We start from the raw sequence: 15,607 nt of genomic DNA, 5'->3' as shown, positions 1-15,607 counted from the left end.
CGGGAGGCCGCAGAGCTGACGAGAAGGGGCAACATGTGAGCGTGCAAAGCGACGGACTCGAGCAGTTTCAAACCGAGGTTCGACGCCGAGGCGGGACCGCGATTAGGCGAGCTGGCCTCGAGGCGTTGGTCGATGTCAATGCTCCCGATGGCCGTCGTTACCTGGTTAAGCTCAAAACCAAACAGCGTGGCGATTGGCAGGCTCAGAAAACCGACGGTTCAGCTCGCAGCGTGCGGATCGACGCTTGGGTATTGATCGACGTCAATCAGCCAATCGATGACGCCCGGGTCATCGACGCAAAATGGATGCGCGACGATATTCAACTGCAGGTTGACGATTGGCTTGCTGCAGACCCCCGCAGGAGCGTGCAGGCGCAAAACCACCACGCGATCAAGGAACCTCGGGTCGCTGAGTGGACGGCGCGGTGGGATCTGATCGGCCTGTCCGCCGCCGCAGGGGCAGATGGCCGGGTCACCGAAGATAATTGGGAGCATGGGTGTTCAAGTGCAACCCAAAGGTCTGGAAGCTCGACGAGTACATCGCCGACGGTAACGACTGGATCGAGAACTGGAGTGTCGTCGACAACTATCGTTCGGCGATGATCGGTGAGGGTCAGCGCGCGATTCTTTGGGTGAGCGGGCCGGAGACTGGAAATACGCCGCGCGGCATCTGGGGTCTCGGGTGGACCGCTGGACCCCGATACCCGGTTGTCGACACCAGCGGTGACTATTGGGCGAATCCAGAGCGCCAGGCTGCGGTGGACTGGTTTGTGCCGACTGACATCGTGGTGCTCGACGAGCCAATCCTGGCGGCAGACGTAAGTGAGCACCATTCTGATCTGCAGCAACTGGAGGTCTTTCGGTCACCGCAACAGGCGAATCCATCATGGATTTCGAAGCGTGAACTCGCGCTCCTCGAGGATCTCCTGCCCGAGTGGCCTGACCGGGATGCGCAGGCAGGAGGAACGATCACGATTGGATCTGCCGGCGCGGGGTACGGCAATCCCGTGACAAACACGATTGTCGAGGAGGCGGCCGTTGCAAAGGTCACCGCGTACTACGAAGCTTTGGGCTACAGCGTCGAAGATGTCGGAAGCAAGAAGCTCGGCTGGGATCTCACATGCTCCAGCCGAATCGGCGGCCTACGTAGGGTCGAGGTCAAAGGTGTTGCCGGCCAGAATTCTTCGATCTTGTTGACGCGCAACGAACTCAGATCTGCTTGCGAGGACAAGTATTGGGAGCTGGCGATTGTGACGTCGGCACTCACCGATCCGTCGCTCGCGATCTACACAGCGAACGATGTCATCGAACACGCCGAAGGCTATGTCTACCAGGTCGATCTCGGGGGCACGAAGCCGAAGGATGACGGTGAGCAGTCAAATACCCGTGAAAGCTGAGGTCGCAGCGATGTCGGATCCCAACCACTTGCTCGGACGCGTTCTGCGTAGCGAAGTTGATGTTTCTTCGTTGCTCGGGTACCTCATATCGCTCGACGCGAGCTCGATTACGGCGTTACTCAACCTCGATCGCAAGATCGTCAATGTCCGTGTCGAGGTTCCCTACACGCGAAGCAGTCGGATGGACGTCGTGCTGGACGGCAACGACGGACCAATTGCAGTTCTGGAGCTCAAGGTCTCAGCTGACGAGCATGGCGACCAGCTCGACCGATATCAACAGTTCGCCCACGAGCACGGCGCACGTTGCTACATGGTCGACCTGGAAGGAAGTAACTCCGTCCAGCGGGAACGATGGGAACACATCGATTTGGTCGATGCGTTCGCCTGTTTCGCCAGTTCTCCCAATGTCACGGCACGCGAGTTCGGCTCGGCAATCGCGGCGGTGTTACAGCAATGGCAGACCCAAATGGCCGGCCCGTTCGCGCGAATGGATTCGGCAGTCGTCCCAGTCGTGCTGCGGCAGGTCCGAAAGAGGCTGCAGGACGAGGAATACGAGACTTACGCGGGAACCACTGCTGCCGGCCAACCCATGCTGACGGCGTTCCAACCTCATCCCAGCGGGCAAGATCGGGCGTTCCTATGTGTCGACCTCCGCTGTCAGGACAAGAGTGCCCCAACCACAGAGTGGTTGTTTCGCGTTGGGGTTCAGGTGGATCGCGGAGAGCACCTGGCGGACGATCGCAAAGTCGCGCATGACCTCGCGACTCGGTTAGCACCGGCGCTCACGCTGGCTGACCTCCGCGCAAGCCTCGCACGTGCCGTAGGAACCGAGATTGCGGCGGCCGTTGAAGGGACGAACCCTCTGAAGTCACCGAAAAAGGCGGCAGATTCGGTCCAGAGATGGCTGGAAGCGGTCGACGCGGCAGGTGACGGTTCGGGGCCGCGCCACCACCCCATCTTCCACAATGACTGGGGACGTCGGCTTGCCGCGCAATTCACACTCGACCCCAGCCGAATCACACCCGACTCGCTCATCGAGCTGGTGACGGCGACTCTGGGGTACCTCAACCACGCCGCCGAACCCAACCCCGTCGTGAACCGCCGTGAAGTCAGGACATCACCCGAACGCAGAGAGCGCTACCTGGGCAGTCTGCTCGGCGGAGCCGTCGGCGACGCACTCGGGGCACCGGTCGAGTTCATGTCCCGGGACCAAATTCTCAAGGACTTCGGGGCAGAGGGGATCACACAGTTCGCGCACGCGTACGGCGGCATCGGGACGATTACCGACGACACGCAGATGACGCTGTTCACCGCGGAGGGATTGTTGCGCAGCTGGGTTCGAGGCTGTCTGAAGGGAGTGACCAGTGCGGAGGGCGTCACGGCACACGCTTACCTCCGATGGCTCCAGACACAAGGTGACAAGCCATCGGCAGAGCTGATGATCGACGGGGACCCGGGGTGGCTGATCGGACACCGACAGTTGCATCACCGTCGGGCACCAGGCAACACCTGCCTGTCCTCTCTGCGTGCCATGAGCAGTCTCGGAGCGGTGGCTCGCAACAACAGCAAGGGGTGCGGAGGAGTGATGCGAGTCGCCCCCGCAGGGCTTTTCATCGCAACCCTCGCTGACAGAGATCCCGGAACCGCCACCGCGAGGGCCTTTGAGCTTGGCGACGGTTTGGCTGCCCTGACCCACGGACACCCGACCGGTCACCTTGCCGCGGGTGCGTTCGCGGGACTGATCTGTTCGCTTGTGGCCGGCACAGGCTTGCGAGAGGCCGTCGACACGGTCACCGCCATACTCGTCCAACAGCGTGACCACGAGGAGGTGTTTAGCGCGATTACTTCCGCAGTGGCACTTGCAGATTCCAAGACACCGCATACGGAAGCAATCTTCGACATCGGTAAAGGCTGGGTTGCTGACGAGGCGCTCGCGATCGCGGTCTACGCGTCCCTTGTCTCCGACAGTCTGGAGCAAGGTGTAAGAATTGCTGTCAATCACGATGGCGACTCCGACTCCACCGGAGCGATCGCCGGAAACCTCCTGGGCGCACTGCACGGTGTCGAAGCGATACCGGAAGCCTGGCTAGGGCCGTTGGAACTTCGTGAGGTCATCAGCGAAGTAGCGACTGACCTCGTCGAATTCTCACAGTGGGACCTGGACGGCCGAGATGGCGAGCTGCTCTGGCACAAGTATCCAGGATTCTGAGGTCGCCCTGTCCATAGAGTTCGGGACGAAGCATCGAGCGGGATGTGCGCACGACTGTCCTCAAGCGCTACTGGCAGCGGTCCGGGCTCACCGGCCCTGGGAGTTGGGACGCCAGCAGGACATACCTCTACGACCTCTTCGAACCGCGCCACCAGACCAGACCTCGCGCAGCGCGAGGCCGGCATTGCGGGCGATGCGGTGATTCCCTCCGCGAATATGCTGCGACGGATCGCGCCAGCGACCCCGTTCTCGACCACTAGGGGTCAATCCTGAGCCACCAATCGGGCCCGAGGCGTGTCCTGAGCCAGTGGCCGAAGCCGCGAGTGGCCGTGAATGTCGTCGGCTGCGGGCATCATTGCTGCATGTCAAGCAGCAAGCGGTCCCGGAAGACCAAAGCCAGCACCAACGACACGGAGTCCTTGCCGTTGGCGCCCGAGTTGTTCCCCGAACTGAACGCGACCTTCTACTGTGGCGATCCGGCCGAGTTCCTGAGGATGCGTATCGAGTCGCTCTCGCTTATGGCGCTCTCAACCGACCAACTAGCACCGATGCTTGCGACGCCTCGCAGGATCGGATCGCTCGGTTTGGACCCGGTTGGCTCGCCCGCGGACGAAGTGCGCGACCGCTACATAGCCACTGAGGCGGTGATGGTCTTCCACCACGCCGCGGAGATGCTCCTGCGGATGTTCTACGCGCACGTCGAGAAGCCGGACTGCCCCTGGCTGGGCATGTCATCCTCGACCAGATTCGCTGAGTTTAAGGACAAGGTCGCCAAGAGTCGGGAGTGCGGGTTCAACGAGGCGGACATCGCGCGAGTGTTCCTCGGGGGCACCGACCCCCGCGACGCGTCCATCCGAGCCACCGACGAGGAGTTCGCCGCGTCCGTCGACGGGATCAAGCTGCTGCTTGGATACAGCGCAGCGCAGTTCCTGGACGAGTCGTTCCTATACAACGCGGCCAAGCACGGCCTGACGACTGTCCGGGTCGACACCGGTGCGATGACGCTGACGAATCCCGACGGCGACGAGGTACGGCTACACGACGGCAGTCTGCTCATCTACATGCACGGCCCGTCCGCGCCCGGCGTCAAGCACGGTCCCAAGCATCACATCAGCATGACCGGCTCCCTGCCGGACCAGGATCTGGCCGTGGCGACCATGATCTATCACGCGGTCGCCGACCTGTGGGCGGTGGCCAGGCGCCGCTACACTGCGCAATCGGGGAAGCTCGTTCTCTTCGACCGCGCCATGGTGCAGAGCTGTATCTCCGGGCCGGTCAACGCTTCGGGGAACGTCGCCCGCACCACGGTCATCGAGCTGACGAAGAAGCGCCCCGACCGCACGCTTACGGGTATAAGCATGAACCTGCACGTCGTCCATACCGCTACCGTCGAGGAGGGCGAACGGTCGCCGATGCGCACTGTGGAGTTGCCGGTCCGGCAGCGTGACAGGCGTGTCGTTAACCCCTCCAACAGGTGGCTGCTCCCGTTCTCGCCCAAGGGCTCCTCACGCGTTTAGGACCGTCATACGAACGGCAGTGACAGCCCGGAACCGAACAGGTGCGGGCCGCCGGCGAGGCGGTGATCACCCGCTACTCCAGCGAACTACTGTGGGCCACCCTGACCAGCTCATATTGACGGCTGGGATTCGATGTCCTCTGCGAGGACACCTCCGCCGCGTTTGGTGTGGGGCGCGGCTGGTTGAGCCGACGAGCAAACTCGACACCGGGCGGGTGCTCGATGACGTCGGGATCACCGCCGCACCTGTCGAGAGCATCAAACGGGCGCTGGCCCGCTGCGTTGAGTGTGACTACCGCAACGTTTTTTGCTCTCGCCTACGCCGCGCTCTCCCCGCACCAAAGGTGTGTTGCCAGACCAACAATGTCCGGTAGGCGTTGTACCCTGTTCTGACCGGTAGGCTTGCAGAGCCGTTCCGGCACTGGCGACGTGATTGTACACGCGCATGGACAGAGGGGCAATACTGTGTACATAATCGTACATGAGCGCAGGGTGCATAGCCGATCGTCAGAAACCTGCTCCATCGGACGGGTACGCGGAACTCGCGCCTCGGCGGGATCGACGCGACTTGATCAACGTGTTTGTGAGGCAGGAGCTTGATCGAGTGACTATTCCAGAAATTATTAAGCAGGTCACGAAGCCGAATTCTCAGCGCGGGCGGCGGAAGAAGATTGATGTATTCGTGGCGTACAAGGGTGCAAAAAAGTATCCACCTGAGCAGTTCGATGGCTTGGTTGAGAAGAGAGCAGCCCTCCGACGCAAGCATAGCGAACGAAGCTAGCCTAGAACTCGAAAACCTACTTGTCGTAGGGCGCTATTTCTCACACTACTATCGCAACGACGGGGATTGGTTGATCCGTCGGATTGACACCGTAGACATCGTGAACGATTCCGAAGTTTCGGTGCGATCTAGCCTCACCATCGATGGCCGAATCCTGGCAGATTTCCAAGTCGATACGCCCCGCGAGGGTCGCGGGAGTGGGGACAGTGTTACCTATCTTCCGTTGCCAGCTACTCCCAAGCAGCTACTTGGACAGTTCGATGTACGCGTTGAGGGCACTTCGTTACCGGTGCTTGCGAGTATTGACAACGCAAAGGCTGCTGTCGGAATCATGGTGGCCTTTCTCGTCGACAATGGCGTGCCGGTGTCAGCTATTGATCGCGACACAATTGACATTCTGTACCAAATTGCATCCGTACGAACGGATGACGATCTGCATCGACAGTTTGCTGAGCAGCTTGGTGTGGCAGATGTTGCCGGTCCGGTTGATCTAGAACCCGGATTGGAAGACCTGCTAGACAAAACTTTGGATCTGGAGGATATCGAGTTCAGAGAGTTCTCGGCGATGCTAGCTGATTTTCTTTCGAACTTCACTGCGATTGTGGCAATCCCGACTCGACTCTGTGCCGCAGAGTTTGTGGTGAAGACTTTTACGCTGGCGATGGAAGGCGATTTTCGACCTATCGGCGCCCAGCGCCCGGTACTAAGCTATCCGTATCTCCTCTTTGTAGAGCCGTATAAAATCGGGTTAATACTGTTCGCGATCTGGCGAGAGTACGTTCGCGCTGGAGGGCTTCAATTAATTCGCCGTCGTAGACCGGCGAGAAATCCTCTGCGCACTGAACAATCAGGACGAGTCGACCGACTGGAGCGTCGCAAGCGGGATTTCTGGAAAGACAAGAGGAGGACACTGGTCAGCGCTATTTGGAAGAGCTACAAGTCGCAGTGGTCGCACTTCAGGCGCGCATTGCGAGTGAAGCGATTCGCGCGATCAATTGAGAATCCTTCGCCTCTCCATCGGGTTGAGGCCAGATTATGTGAACTGTACCAGTGGGCAGAGCCGGTCTTGCGAATTCCACCCGTATCCGGCGTGTTCCTGGTGGTGCTAAGCAACACAAATCTTGGCTTGTACGGTAGCCAGCACTTTCGGATCCTAGTGCCGGACGATGCAAAAGCGCTCGAAGCTACAATAGTGACGAGTGATGGTCAAAAGTCGGCGGCGATTGAACGTCGGGCAGCCGACAACTGGGTTGCACTACACGCGAACAACCGCGAAAGGTTGAGGTCCTCGACGGTTGAACTGAGCGTCCAGGTTCTGCCTCGCAACCAGAGCTTCTTGTCGCAAGCATTCTATGCTGCATTCGTTACGGCGACAATGTTCACGGTTGGATTTCTAGCCGAAGTCATAGGCTGGCTGATGAACCCGAACGCCAGCCCGTCGACCTACGGTCTTTCGGAGATTGCGGTTCGCTCATCAGGAGGGATTATTACGGTTCTGATGATCGCTCCGTCCATCTACACTGTTATCCTGCTTAAGCAGAATGAACACCGATTCATTGCACATATTTTGCATAACACTCGCCGCGTGATTGGTACTTGTGCGGTCGTGTCCGCCTCAGTGGCGATCCCGATCGCACTTGACTTTCCTCGAATTATCACCTTGGTGTGGTGGGTGCTGGGAGGGGCGGCTTGCATATTTTCGCTATGGCACGTGGCAGCCGCCAGATACATATATCGAACCAAAACCAATCTACGGGTGGCGTAAGTCGAGGGAAGTTTCCGTCGATCAAATATTTGTGTGTGATCATAGTGACTTGAAGTCCTTTCGCCTTAACAGCTCTTCCTGATTCAGACTGCGTGCTAGCGTTCTGCCAGGCAGCTGGAGTCGATGAGTGACCGAAAGATGTAGTGGTTGAGGTTGCGGAAACCGAGCGCGGTCCCGCGCAGGTGTTCCAGACGCCCGTTGATCGCTTCGACCTGTCGGAGGCCCCGGTGCGGAAGTAGGCCAGGAACTCTGTGCGGAGTGCCGCAACGATGGAGTTCCTTCGGGAGGGACTGCTGTACGGTTTGGTGACAGTTGTGAGTCACCTCGACATGCAGCAGTCCCAACCCGCTGCATACGGACATGTCAGCCAATCCGAACGCAGAACTCGTATGATTAGCCAAACCTAATCATACGAGTCTCAGCACTGCGTTCATGGGCTGTCTCAACACAGGCGTTTCGCCGGGATGCAAGTCTCAACAATCACCGATAGCGGCAGTTTTTGATTCGTCGTACGCCGCTCGTCTTCGGTCGCGACGAGGTCGATCTCCTCGTCGACACGCTGGATGTCGTGCTCGCTGACCTGCGGCCGTAGTGGCCGCCGCTGACAGCGCTGCGTCCTAGGTGAGGAGTTCGAATTCCGGTGGGGTGTAGTCGTTGTGTTGAATCGCTTCACTGGGTCCGTAGAGCCGCAGGATGAGGTAGGCGTCGTCGTCAGGGATAGGTAGGAAATCGACGTCGTCGCGGTGGGCGTCGACATTAGAGCTGAGTAGGATCGTGTACTGCCCGTCGGAGTCGGGTGTCAGGGTGCGATCGCCGCGGCTGTGTCGATTCATGCTGTTGTGCGCCATGAGCCGGTTGCCGACGTTGTAGGTGGTGAACGACCAGAACTCGCTCACGTCGGGGGCGGTGAATCGAGCGCGGTACTCCTTGCCGCCGGCGCCCGTGATCGGGTTGCCCTCGGAGTCGGTGTCGATCTTGAGGCAGACCGACTCGACGGGCGGCAGGCCCCATTGTCCGAGGAAAGTGCCCTCGGCGAAAAGATCTCGGGCACCGTGCTGGAGTTCTTCGCGGGTACCGAGCAAACCCTCGGATCCGGTCATCGTCGGCGCGAGCCGACGCAAGTAGGTCATGCCGAGCGTTTCTCCCCGGGCGGCTGCTTCGCGCTCCTCGTCGCTGAACTCGCTGCGGCCGGGTTCCAGTCCCACAGCAGAGAATTGGCGCAGCCGTTGCGCATCGGCCGTGGCCATCGAGCCGTCAGCGAGGAGAAAGTTGACGCGCTCCAGCCAGGTCGTCGTCGTCGGGTCCGGGTAGTCGCGGACCGCGGGGTCGGGTGAGGGTGGCCCAGATGAACGGATAACGTCTGCAGCTTCCACTGGTCCATGAGCGCGCGGGCCGCGGCGAGGTCGTCTCCGCCGATGGTCATGATGCGGCCCATGATCTTGACGATGTTCGACTCCGATCGGATGACGTCGTCGATGTTGTCGGGAATCGTGCCGTCCCAGTCACGCGCAGCGAACAGGAAGCGACCTCCCCGGGTACCGCGTGTGCGCGAGCCGATCATCGAGTTCGTATAGTGCCCCATGTCCATCGTCTGCAGAATCCAGTACCGGCCTGCATCGACATCAGGTACGGACACCACGACCGGCTCGGCGGCGACGTCGAGCCACCCCTGCAGATGCAAGGTGTCGTTGTTGATCGTCGGATGAGCGGTGTAGGTGTCGTCGGCGAGATCTCGCAGCTTCTGAAACTCGTTGAGCGGCACCCCTGGCAAGATCGTCGTCTCGTGGAGGAATTTGTAGGCCTCATCCATCGAGTAGCCGTAGATGTAAGCGTCTCTGGCTAATTCGTCCGAGATTGTCATAACACTCCGATCATCGCCATACGGTTGAATCCCATTCCCACCCAACAGTACGACGACCCGAAACCTTCATAGGCCCACCGCGAGTGCACTAGGCCGATGGGGGTCGACCGATTCAGCGTGTCGGATGCAACAGGATCTTCGTGTCGTGCGGATTCATCGCGCGAGGTCGAAGGCGTCGGCGACGTCGGCGAGTCCGACCGAATCGGTGACCAGCGGCGTGACATCGAAGTGGCCGGCGACCAGGTGCGCGAAGGTCTCGGCCAACTCCACTGGGCCGTCGTACAGCGAAGAGCGGATGCCGAGTTCCTTCAGAGTGCCCTGAGCGGGTTCGAAGCTGTCGGCGCCCATCGCAGTTCGTCCGATACGCCAAAAGGCTGGGGAAGCCGCGGTTGACCCGGCGTGAGGCCGCCCCTACCTAACCTGCCAGGTTGGGATTTCGGACGGTCAGACCAAGGCCACGTACTCCACCATCCCTTGACAACCTACGTAACCGTAACCTACGGTCGCGTAAGTTACGAAGCGGCTTGGCGACTACGAAGGGCGGCCTGGCATGGCGATCACCGACATCCCCGCATACGCACACCTCACCGAGGCAGACGTGGAGGCGTTGGGCGCTGAGCTCGACGCCATTCGGCGCGACATCGAGGAAGTGCGCGGCGAGGCAGACGTGCGCTATCTGCGGCGGACGATCATGGCCCAGCGCGGTCTCGAGGTGGCCGGCCGCGCGATGCTGCTCGGCGCGCACAAGCGCGGATTCTGGTGGGGTTCGACGGTCTGTCTCGGGCTGGCCAAGATCATCGAGAACATGGAGCTCGGGCACAACATCATGCACGGGCAGTGGGATTGGATGAACGATCCCGAGGTGCATTCGACCACCTGGGAGTGGGACAACGCCGGAACCTCGCGGCTGTGGAAGCACACGCACAACTTCGTGCACCACAAGTACACCAACGTCCTCGGGATGGACGACGACGTGGGTTTCAACCTGCTACGGGTGACCCGGGATCAGCCGTGGGTTCCGTTCAACGCGGGCAACCTGGTGTACAACACGCTGTTGACGATGCTCTTCGAATACGGTGTGGCCATCCAGCATCTGGAGATCGGTCGTGCGGTTCTCAAGTGGAACAGGCCCTGGTTCGACCGGGAGGCGTTCAAGGCCGACGCCTACGACGTGGGCCGCAAGATCGGTCGTCAGGTGGGCAAGGATTACCTGGCCGCGCCGCTCGTCGGTGTGCCCTTCGGCGGACGGCGGGGCTGGCGTAAGGCGCTCACTGCGACCATGACCGCCAACCTGATCCGCAACGTCTGGACGAACGCGATCATCTTCTGCGGCCACTTCCCCGACGGCGCCGAGAAGTTCACCGAGCAGGATGTGGACAGCGAGACGCAGGCCGAGTGGTATCTGCGGCAGATGCTGGGCAGTGCGAACTTGTCCGGCGGTCCGGTGATCGACTTCCTGTCGGGCAACCTCAGTTATCAGATCGAACATCACATGTTCCCTGATCTGCCGTCGAACCGGTTGGCGGAGATCGGTATTCGGGTGCGCGCTCTGTGCGACAAGTACGACCTGCCGTACACGATCGGACCGCTGCACGTGCAGTACGCCAAGTCGTGGCGGACGATCGCGAAGCTGTCGCTGCCGAACAAGTACCTGCGGGACACGTCTGACGACGCGCCCGAGACCGCCAGTGAGGCGATGTTCGCGGGCACCGAGTTCGCCGAACCACGCATCGACGAGCGCACCGGCCGCCGGTTCGGCCTCAAGGCCGCCCGACGCGCGGTGCATGCTCGGCGGCGCCGCTGAGAAGTCGACGCCGCTAAGTCTTCGTCGCTACCGGCGAATGCGACGACATATCGGGGTCAGGACCTTGCGGCTCCGAGCGTCAGTTCGTCGACACGAAGACTTCGTCGCCGATCATGCCGAGTCGGAGCCGCAGAAGACCGGACGCATTCTCGGGGATCTGGATCACTTCGTTGCCGGTCGTGGCGGCCCCGTTGTAGAGCTCACCGTCGAGGTCTGGTTCAGGTGAGACAGCGGGATTGTCATAGCTCTTGAAGACGTTGCCTTCGTCGGTGACGAAGGAGATGCCGATGTCATTGGCATTGGCTGAGTCCTCGCCTCGGTACGTCACTGTCATGTTGACCACCGCGTACTGGTGTCCGGGTGGAGGGGCGTCGTTGAATTGGTTCGCGGCGAGTACCTGATCGGTTGCGTTGGGAGTGAAGCTGTGAACAACGACTTCCCAGTCGCCCGAGGAAATGGTTGCGCCGATAGTCGCAGGATTGTTGCGCGAACCCGGAGTGGCATCGGATTTCTGGTTGCCGGGTGCGTCCTGTGTGGGTGTGCTCTCGCCGGCGGCTTGGTCTGATACTGACACTTCGCTGTCTCCACCAAAGGCGCTGTCGACGGCATTGCCCACGACGGCGAGGAACACGACCGCAGCGACGATGGTGCCGACAATGGACACCACCACAGCTGCGATCGATGTTCCCTTGGGTCGATCGCTCATGAACAGGCCGACGAGACCGAGGACGAAGCCGATCGGCAGGAGTATCCAGCCGATGATGAGCGCGCCCGGAATGCAACCGAAGACGAACCCAAGAATCGCGGTGCCCAGGGCAATGCCGCCGACCACATTGCGGGGTTTCTTCGGTGGCGGACCCGGAGGAAACGGCTGCTGATAGTACTGCTGCGGCTGGCCGTAATGCGGAGGCTGGCCATACGGCGGTTGTCCGTAAGGCTGTCGCGGATCACCTTGCGGGTGGACCGGAGGGGGCGTGGTCACGATTAGCGATCTCCAATCTGAGGTTTCAGTAAACAGATCGTAATGGGAGCCTGAGACAACTACGGCGTGTGGTCTGATCGGACGACACGCCGGGAATGTTCTTATTTGAGAATTCGTCCGCTGCGTTCAGCTGCTTGAGGTGACGACTAAAGCCGATGCCGCTGGGCACGGAATGACGACTTGGTCATGCACGTCGACGGCAGAGCGCGGGACGGCACCGGAATGGCAACCGGTGTAGTCGGTCGACCTCACAGAGTGACTGTCGCAGCAGTCTTTTCTCAGGCGCCGAACACCCGATGCCGACGCGCCCCCGAGACCGGCTTTACGGCGTCACGCGGTCACGACGGCAACTGCAGACCCCGATTGACGAACCCGGTCACCAGCGCGACATCGTCGGTCCCGAGTGAGCCCTGCCCACCGTTTCGGACCTTGCGGATGAAATAGCAGGGACTGGCGATGCGCACTGCTGCGAACCGATGGTCTTTGGACAGGGAGCGTTTTGTCTGCACCTTGACCGTGAAGACGCCTGCCTCGCCGTTGAGTTTTCGATCCCAGGTGATGCCCGGTATGGCCGAGAGGGTGCCCGCGAGTGCTGTGAACGGGACATCGTGGGGTGCCTCGAGCGGCACCCACGTGACGTACATGGCGCCGTTGTGGTCGCCGTTGCTGTAGAGCTGCACATGCTCGGCATGGCATGGGTTCCATCGCTCCGACGTGGCGGCGGCGTTGTGTGATCGATAGCCCATCGTGAGCAACGGTTCCACCACCAACGTGGTGAGCGATGAGCCTGCCGTCGCCACTCTGTCGGCTTGGATGCTCGTCAACGGATTCTCGTCATTGACGACGCCCTCCGAGCCCGGCAATGACGCATCGAGGCTCGAGAACATACAGCCGCTGAGCAGGCCTATCGTGGTCACCACTCCGACGGCGGCGGTCACGACCCGGAGCGCGCCCACGCGGCGATTGGATTGCGCTGGCACTGGCGCCCTCCTTCCGGCCTGTCCCGCCGAAACCGTGTCACCTGCGATGACGTGTTCATAGTGTGCACGCTGTCGCTCCGGCACGTGTGGTAGCGCTCATAACCGGCGGCCAAGGTGCCATCAGGACGACCGCCACCCCTCTTTGGGGGGTGTCCCCGATCCGGAGTGACCTGGATCATAGGACCATGACCACCAACACCGACCTCTACCGATCCGGCCGCGATCAGATGATCGCGCTGAGCGGCGACTACGACAAAGCGGTCGAAGAGTTCCGATGGCCCGAGCTGACCGGCCGGTTCAACTGGGCGATCGACTGGTTCGACGCCTTCGCCCGCAACAACGACGGCATCGCGTTGTGGATCACCGAAGAGGGCGGCGCCGAGGTCAAGGTCACCTTCGCCGAGATGGTGGAGCGCTCCGATCAGGTGGCGACGTGGCTGCGGCAACTCGGTATCGGCAAAGGGGACCGGGTCATCCTGATGCTCGGCAACCAGGTCGAGTTGTGGGAGGCGATGCTGGCGGTGATGAAGCTCGGCGCCGTCGTCATGCCGACGACTTCTGCTCTCGGTGCCGAGGATCTGCGTGATCGCGTCGACCGGGGCGCGGCGCGGGCGGTGATCGCCAACCTCGCGGACACCGGCAAGTTCGCCGAGATCGACAGCGATCTGCTCCGCATCGTCGTCGGCGGTGAGGTCGACGGATGGCAGGCCTACGCAGCATCGTCTGCCGTCGACGTGAAGACGCCGTTCACGACGGAGACCGCCGTCGACGATCCGATGCTGGTCTACTTCACGTCGGGCACCACGAGTCGGCCGAAACTGGTCGAGCATTCGCAAACCAGTTACGCGGTGGGCCATTTCACGACCATGGCGTGGATCGGGGTGCAGCCGGGGGACGTTCATCTCGCGATCAGCTCGCCGGGCTGGGCCAAACACGCGTGGAGCTGCTTCTTCGCGCCGTGGATCGCCGAGGCCACCATCTTTGTCTACAACTACGGCCGATTCGACGCGACGGCACTGATGAATCAGTTGCGGCGGGCGAAGGTCAACACTTTCTGCGCACCACCGACGGTGTGGCGGATGCTGATCCAGGCCGACCTCGGTGGCAAGCCCGACGGTCTGCGGGAACTGCTCGGCGCCGGCGAGCCCCTGAATCCCGATGTGATCAAGCAGGTCGAGCGTGCGTGGGGCCTGACCATTCGCGACGGTTTCGGCCAGACCGAGACCACCCTGCAGGTCGGTAACACCCCGGGCCAGCCGGTGAAGGCGGGTTCCATGGGCCGGCCGATGCCGGGAGTGCCGGTGGTGCTGGTCGACCCGGTGACCGGAAAGGAATCCGACGACGGGGAGATCTGCCTGGACCTGAGCCGGCATCCGGCCAACCTGATGACCGGCTACGTCGGCGACCCGGAACGCAACGCGCAGGCGATGGCCGGCGGCTACTACCACACCGGCGACGTCGCCCACCGTGACGCGGACGGCTACATCACCTACATCGGCCGTACCGACGACGTGTTCAAATCGTCGGACTACAAGGTGTCACCCTTCGAACTCGAGAGTGTGCTCATCGAGCATCCCGCGGTGGTGGAGGCCGCGGTGGTCCCGCAGCCCGACGATACCCGGCTGGCGATCCCGAAGGCCTACGTCACCCTCGCCGCCGGCTGGGAGCCCACCGAGGAGACGGCGCGGTCGATTCTGGAGTACTCGCGTGATCATCTCGCGCCCTATCTGAAGCTGCGCCGCGTCGAGTTCTTCGAGCTCCCGAAGACCATCTCGGGCAAGATCCGTCGCGTCGAACTCCAGCAGCGCGAGGCGACCGCACATCGTGACGGCACGCCGATCTCCACCGAGTACCGGTATGAGGATCTGATCGGCTGACGTCCTCCGATCCTGAGCTGAGGAGCGAGCGTGCGAGCGTCCTGTCGGTCCCTGAGGAGCGAGCTTGCGAGCGTCCTTTCGGTCCCTGAGGAGCGAGCTTGCGAGCGTCACGAAGGGCCGACCCTTCGTGACGCATCGCTCGTTCCTCGCGAGGCTCCTCAGGGATCGGGTGGGGTTTGCTTTCTCGCGAGGCTCCGCAGGGTTCGGGTGGGGTTTGCTTTCTCGCGGGGTTCGTCGGGGTTCGGGTGGGGTTTGCTTTCTCGTGGGGTTCGTCGGGGTTCGGGTGGGGTTTGCTTTCTCGCGAGGCTCCGCAGGGTTCGGGTGGGGTTTGCTTTCTCGCGGGGTTCGTCGGGGTTCGGGTGGGGTTGCCTTCTCGTGGGGTTCTTCAGCTTCAGGGACTGGGTGATCGCTCAAGAGCCGGATGCTCGGCTACCAA

At 61.5% G+C, this 15,607-nt stretch carries 12 protein-coding genes and 2 pseudogenes; 8 read left to right on the top strand and 6 right to left on the bottom strand.

The window, feature by feature from the left end; all coding sequences use genetic code 11:
- Window positions 1-218: 218 nt before the first annotated feature.
- A complete protein-coding gene (locus tag AC4AMJ_RS22995) occupies window positions 219-494 on the bottom strand; it encodes a hypothetical protein (RefSeq protein ID WP_489914920.1) in 276 nt (91 codons plus the stop codon).
- 2 nt (window positions 495-496) lie between these two features.
- Between AC4AMJ_RS22995 and AC4AMJ_RS22990 the strand changes: the two genes are divergently transcribed.
- From AC4AMJ_RS22990 to AC4AMJ_RS22965, 6 genes and pseudogenes are all read left to right on the top strand, one after another.
- Window positions 497-1,396 carry a protein NO VEIN domain-containing protein gene (locus tag AC4AMJ_RS22990; protein ID WP_489914919.1) on the top strand — a complete coding sequence of 300 codons (900 nt, stop codon included), beginning with the start codon at window positions 497-499 and terminating at the stop codon, window positions 1,394-1,396.
- Window positions 1,299-1,682 (top strand): annotated as a pseudogene (locus AC4AMJ_RS22985) (PD-(D/E)XK nuclease family protein); the annotation flags it as partial. The gene AC4AMJ_RS22990 and the pseudogene AC4AMJ_RS22985, both read left to right, overlap by 98 nt.
- An 807-nt stretch (window positions 1,683-2,489) precedes the next feature.
- Window positions 2,490-3,605 (top strand): ADP-ribosylglycohydrolase family protein, encoded by a 1,116-nt coding sequence (locus AC4AMJ_RS22980; protein ID WP_489918497.1) that lies wholly within the window; start codon window positions 2,490-2,492, stop codon window positions 3,603-3,605.
- A gap of 425 nt (window positions 3,606-4,030) precedes the next feature.
- On the top strand, window positions 4,031-5,122 hold the full coding sequence (locus AC4AMJ_RS22975) for a hypothetical protein (protein WP_489914917.1): 1,092 nt from the start codon (window positions 4,031-4,033) through the stop codon (window positions 5,120-5,122).
- A 29-nt stretch (window positions 5,123-5,151) separates the two neighbouring features.
- Window positions 5,152-5,420: pseudogene (locus AC4AMJ_RS22970) on the top strand (IS1634 family transposase); the annotation flags it as partial.
- A gap of 582 nt (window positions 5,421-6,002) precedes the next feature.
- On the top strand, window positions 6,003-7,667 hold the full coding sequence (locus AC4AMJ_RS22965) for a hypothetical protein (protein ID WP_489914915.1): 1,665 nt from the start codon (window positions 6,003-6,005) through the stop codon (window positions 7,665-7,667).
- Window positions 7,668-8,284: 617 nt separating this feature from the next.
- Here AC4AMJ_RS22965 and AC4AMJ_RS22960 read toward each other — a convergent pair.
- The 3 genes from AC4AMJ_RS22960 to AC4AMJ_RS22950 form a co-directional block, all read right to left on the bottom strand.
- Window positions 8,285-8,797 (bottom strand): DUF1214 domain-containing protein, encoded by a 513-nt coding sequence (locus AC4AMJ_RS22960; protein ID WP_489914913.1) that lies wholly within the window; start codon window positions 8,795-8,797, stop codon window positions 8,285-8,287.
- The gene (locus AC4AMJ_RS22955) at window positions 8,794-9,528 is read right to left on the bottom strand and encodes a DUF1254 domain-containing protein (RefSeq protein ID WP_489914911.1); all 735 of its coding nucleotides are present in this window, start codon (window positions 9,526-9,528) and stop codon (window positions 8,794-8,796) included. The genes AC4AMJ_RS22960 and AC4AMJ_RS22955 overlap by 4 nt, the downstream gene beginning before the upstream one ends.
- A 153-nt stretch (window positions 9,529-9,681) precedes the next feature.
- The gene (locus AC4AMJ_RS22950) at window positions 9,682-9,876 is read right to left on the bottom strand and encodes a hypothetical protein (RefSeq protein ID WP_489914909.1); all 195 of its coding nucleotides are present in this window, start codon (window positions 9,874-9,876) and stop codon (window positions 9,682-9,684) included.
- A gap of 202 nt (window positions 9,877-10,078) precedes the next feature.
- Between AC4AMJ_RS22950 and AC4AMJ_RS22945 the strand changes: the two genes are divergently transcribed.
- Window positions 10,079-11,332 (top strand): fatty acid desaturase family protein, encoded by a 1,254-nt coding sequence (locus tag AC4AMJ_RS22945; RefSeq protein WP_489914907.1) that lies wholly within the window; start codon window positions 10,079-10,081, stop codon window positions 11,330-11,332.
- A gap of 79 nt (window positions 11,333-11,411) precedes the next feature.
- On the opposite strand, the gene AC4AMJ_RS22940 is transcribed toward AC4AMJ_RS22945, so the two are convergent.
- A complete protein-coding gene (locus tag AC4AMJ_RS22940) occupies window positions 11,412-12,314 on the bottom strand; it encodes a DUF4352 domain-containing protein (protein ID WP_489914905.1) in 903 nt (300 codons plus the stop codon).
- A 338-nt stretch (window positions 12,315-12,652) separates the two neighbouring features.
- The gene (locus tag AC4AMJ_RS22935; protein WP_489898837.1) at window positions 12,653-13,294 is read right to left on the bottom strand and encodes a hypothetical protein; all 642 of its coding nucleotides are present in this window, start codon (window positions 13,292-13,294) and stop codon (window positions 12,653-12,655) included.
- A gap of 185 nt (window positions 13,295-13,479) precedes the next feature.
- On the opposite strand from AC4AMJ_RS22935, the gene AC4AMJ_RS22930 reads away from it, so the two are divergent.
- On the top strand, window positions 13,480-15,171 hold the full coding sequence (locus tag AC4AMJ_RS22930; RefSeq protein ID WP_489914903.1) for an AMP-binding protein: 1,692 nt from the start codon (window positions 13,480-13,482) through the stop codon (window positions 15,169-15,171).
- Window positions 15,172-15,607 lie beyond the last annotated feature (436 nt).

Source organism: Gordonia sp. LMA484 (assembly GCF_058129505.1).
Note: the sequence above shows the minus strand (reverse complement) of the source record. Positions and strands in the feature narration are given on the sequence as shown.

Excerpts from the sequence above, each read along its gene's own strand:
- AC4AMJ_RS22995 (WP_489914920.1), bottom strand. The coding sequence starts at position 494 with ATGCTCCCAATTATCTTCGGTGACCCGGCCATCTGCCCCTGCGGCGGC.
- AC4AMJ_RS22960 (WP_489914913.1), bottom strand. The coding sequence starts at position 8,797 with ATGACCTACTTGCGTCGGCTCGCGCCGACGATGACCGGATCCGAGGGT.
- AC4AMJ_RS22955 (WP_489914911.1), bottom strand. The coding sequence starts at position 9,528 with ATGACAATCTCGGACGAATTAGCCAGAGACGCTTACATCTACGGCTAC.
- AC4AMJ_RS22950 (WP_489914909.1), bottom strand. The coding sequence starts at position 9,876 with ATGGGCGCCGACAGCTTCGAACCCGCTCAGGGCACTCTGAAGGAACTC.
- AC4AMJ_RS22945 (WP_489914907.1), top strand. The coding sequence starts at position 10,079 with ATGGCGATCACCGACATCCCCGCATACGCACACCTCACCGAGGCAGAC.
- AC4AMJ_RS22930 (WP_489914903.1), top strand. The coding sequence starts at position 13,480 with ATGACCACCAACACCGACCTCTACCGATCCGGCCGCGATCAGATGATC.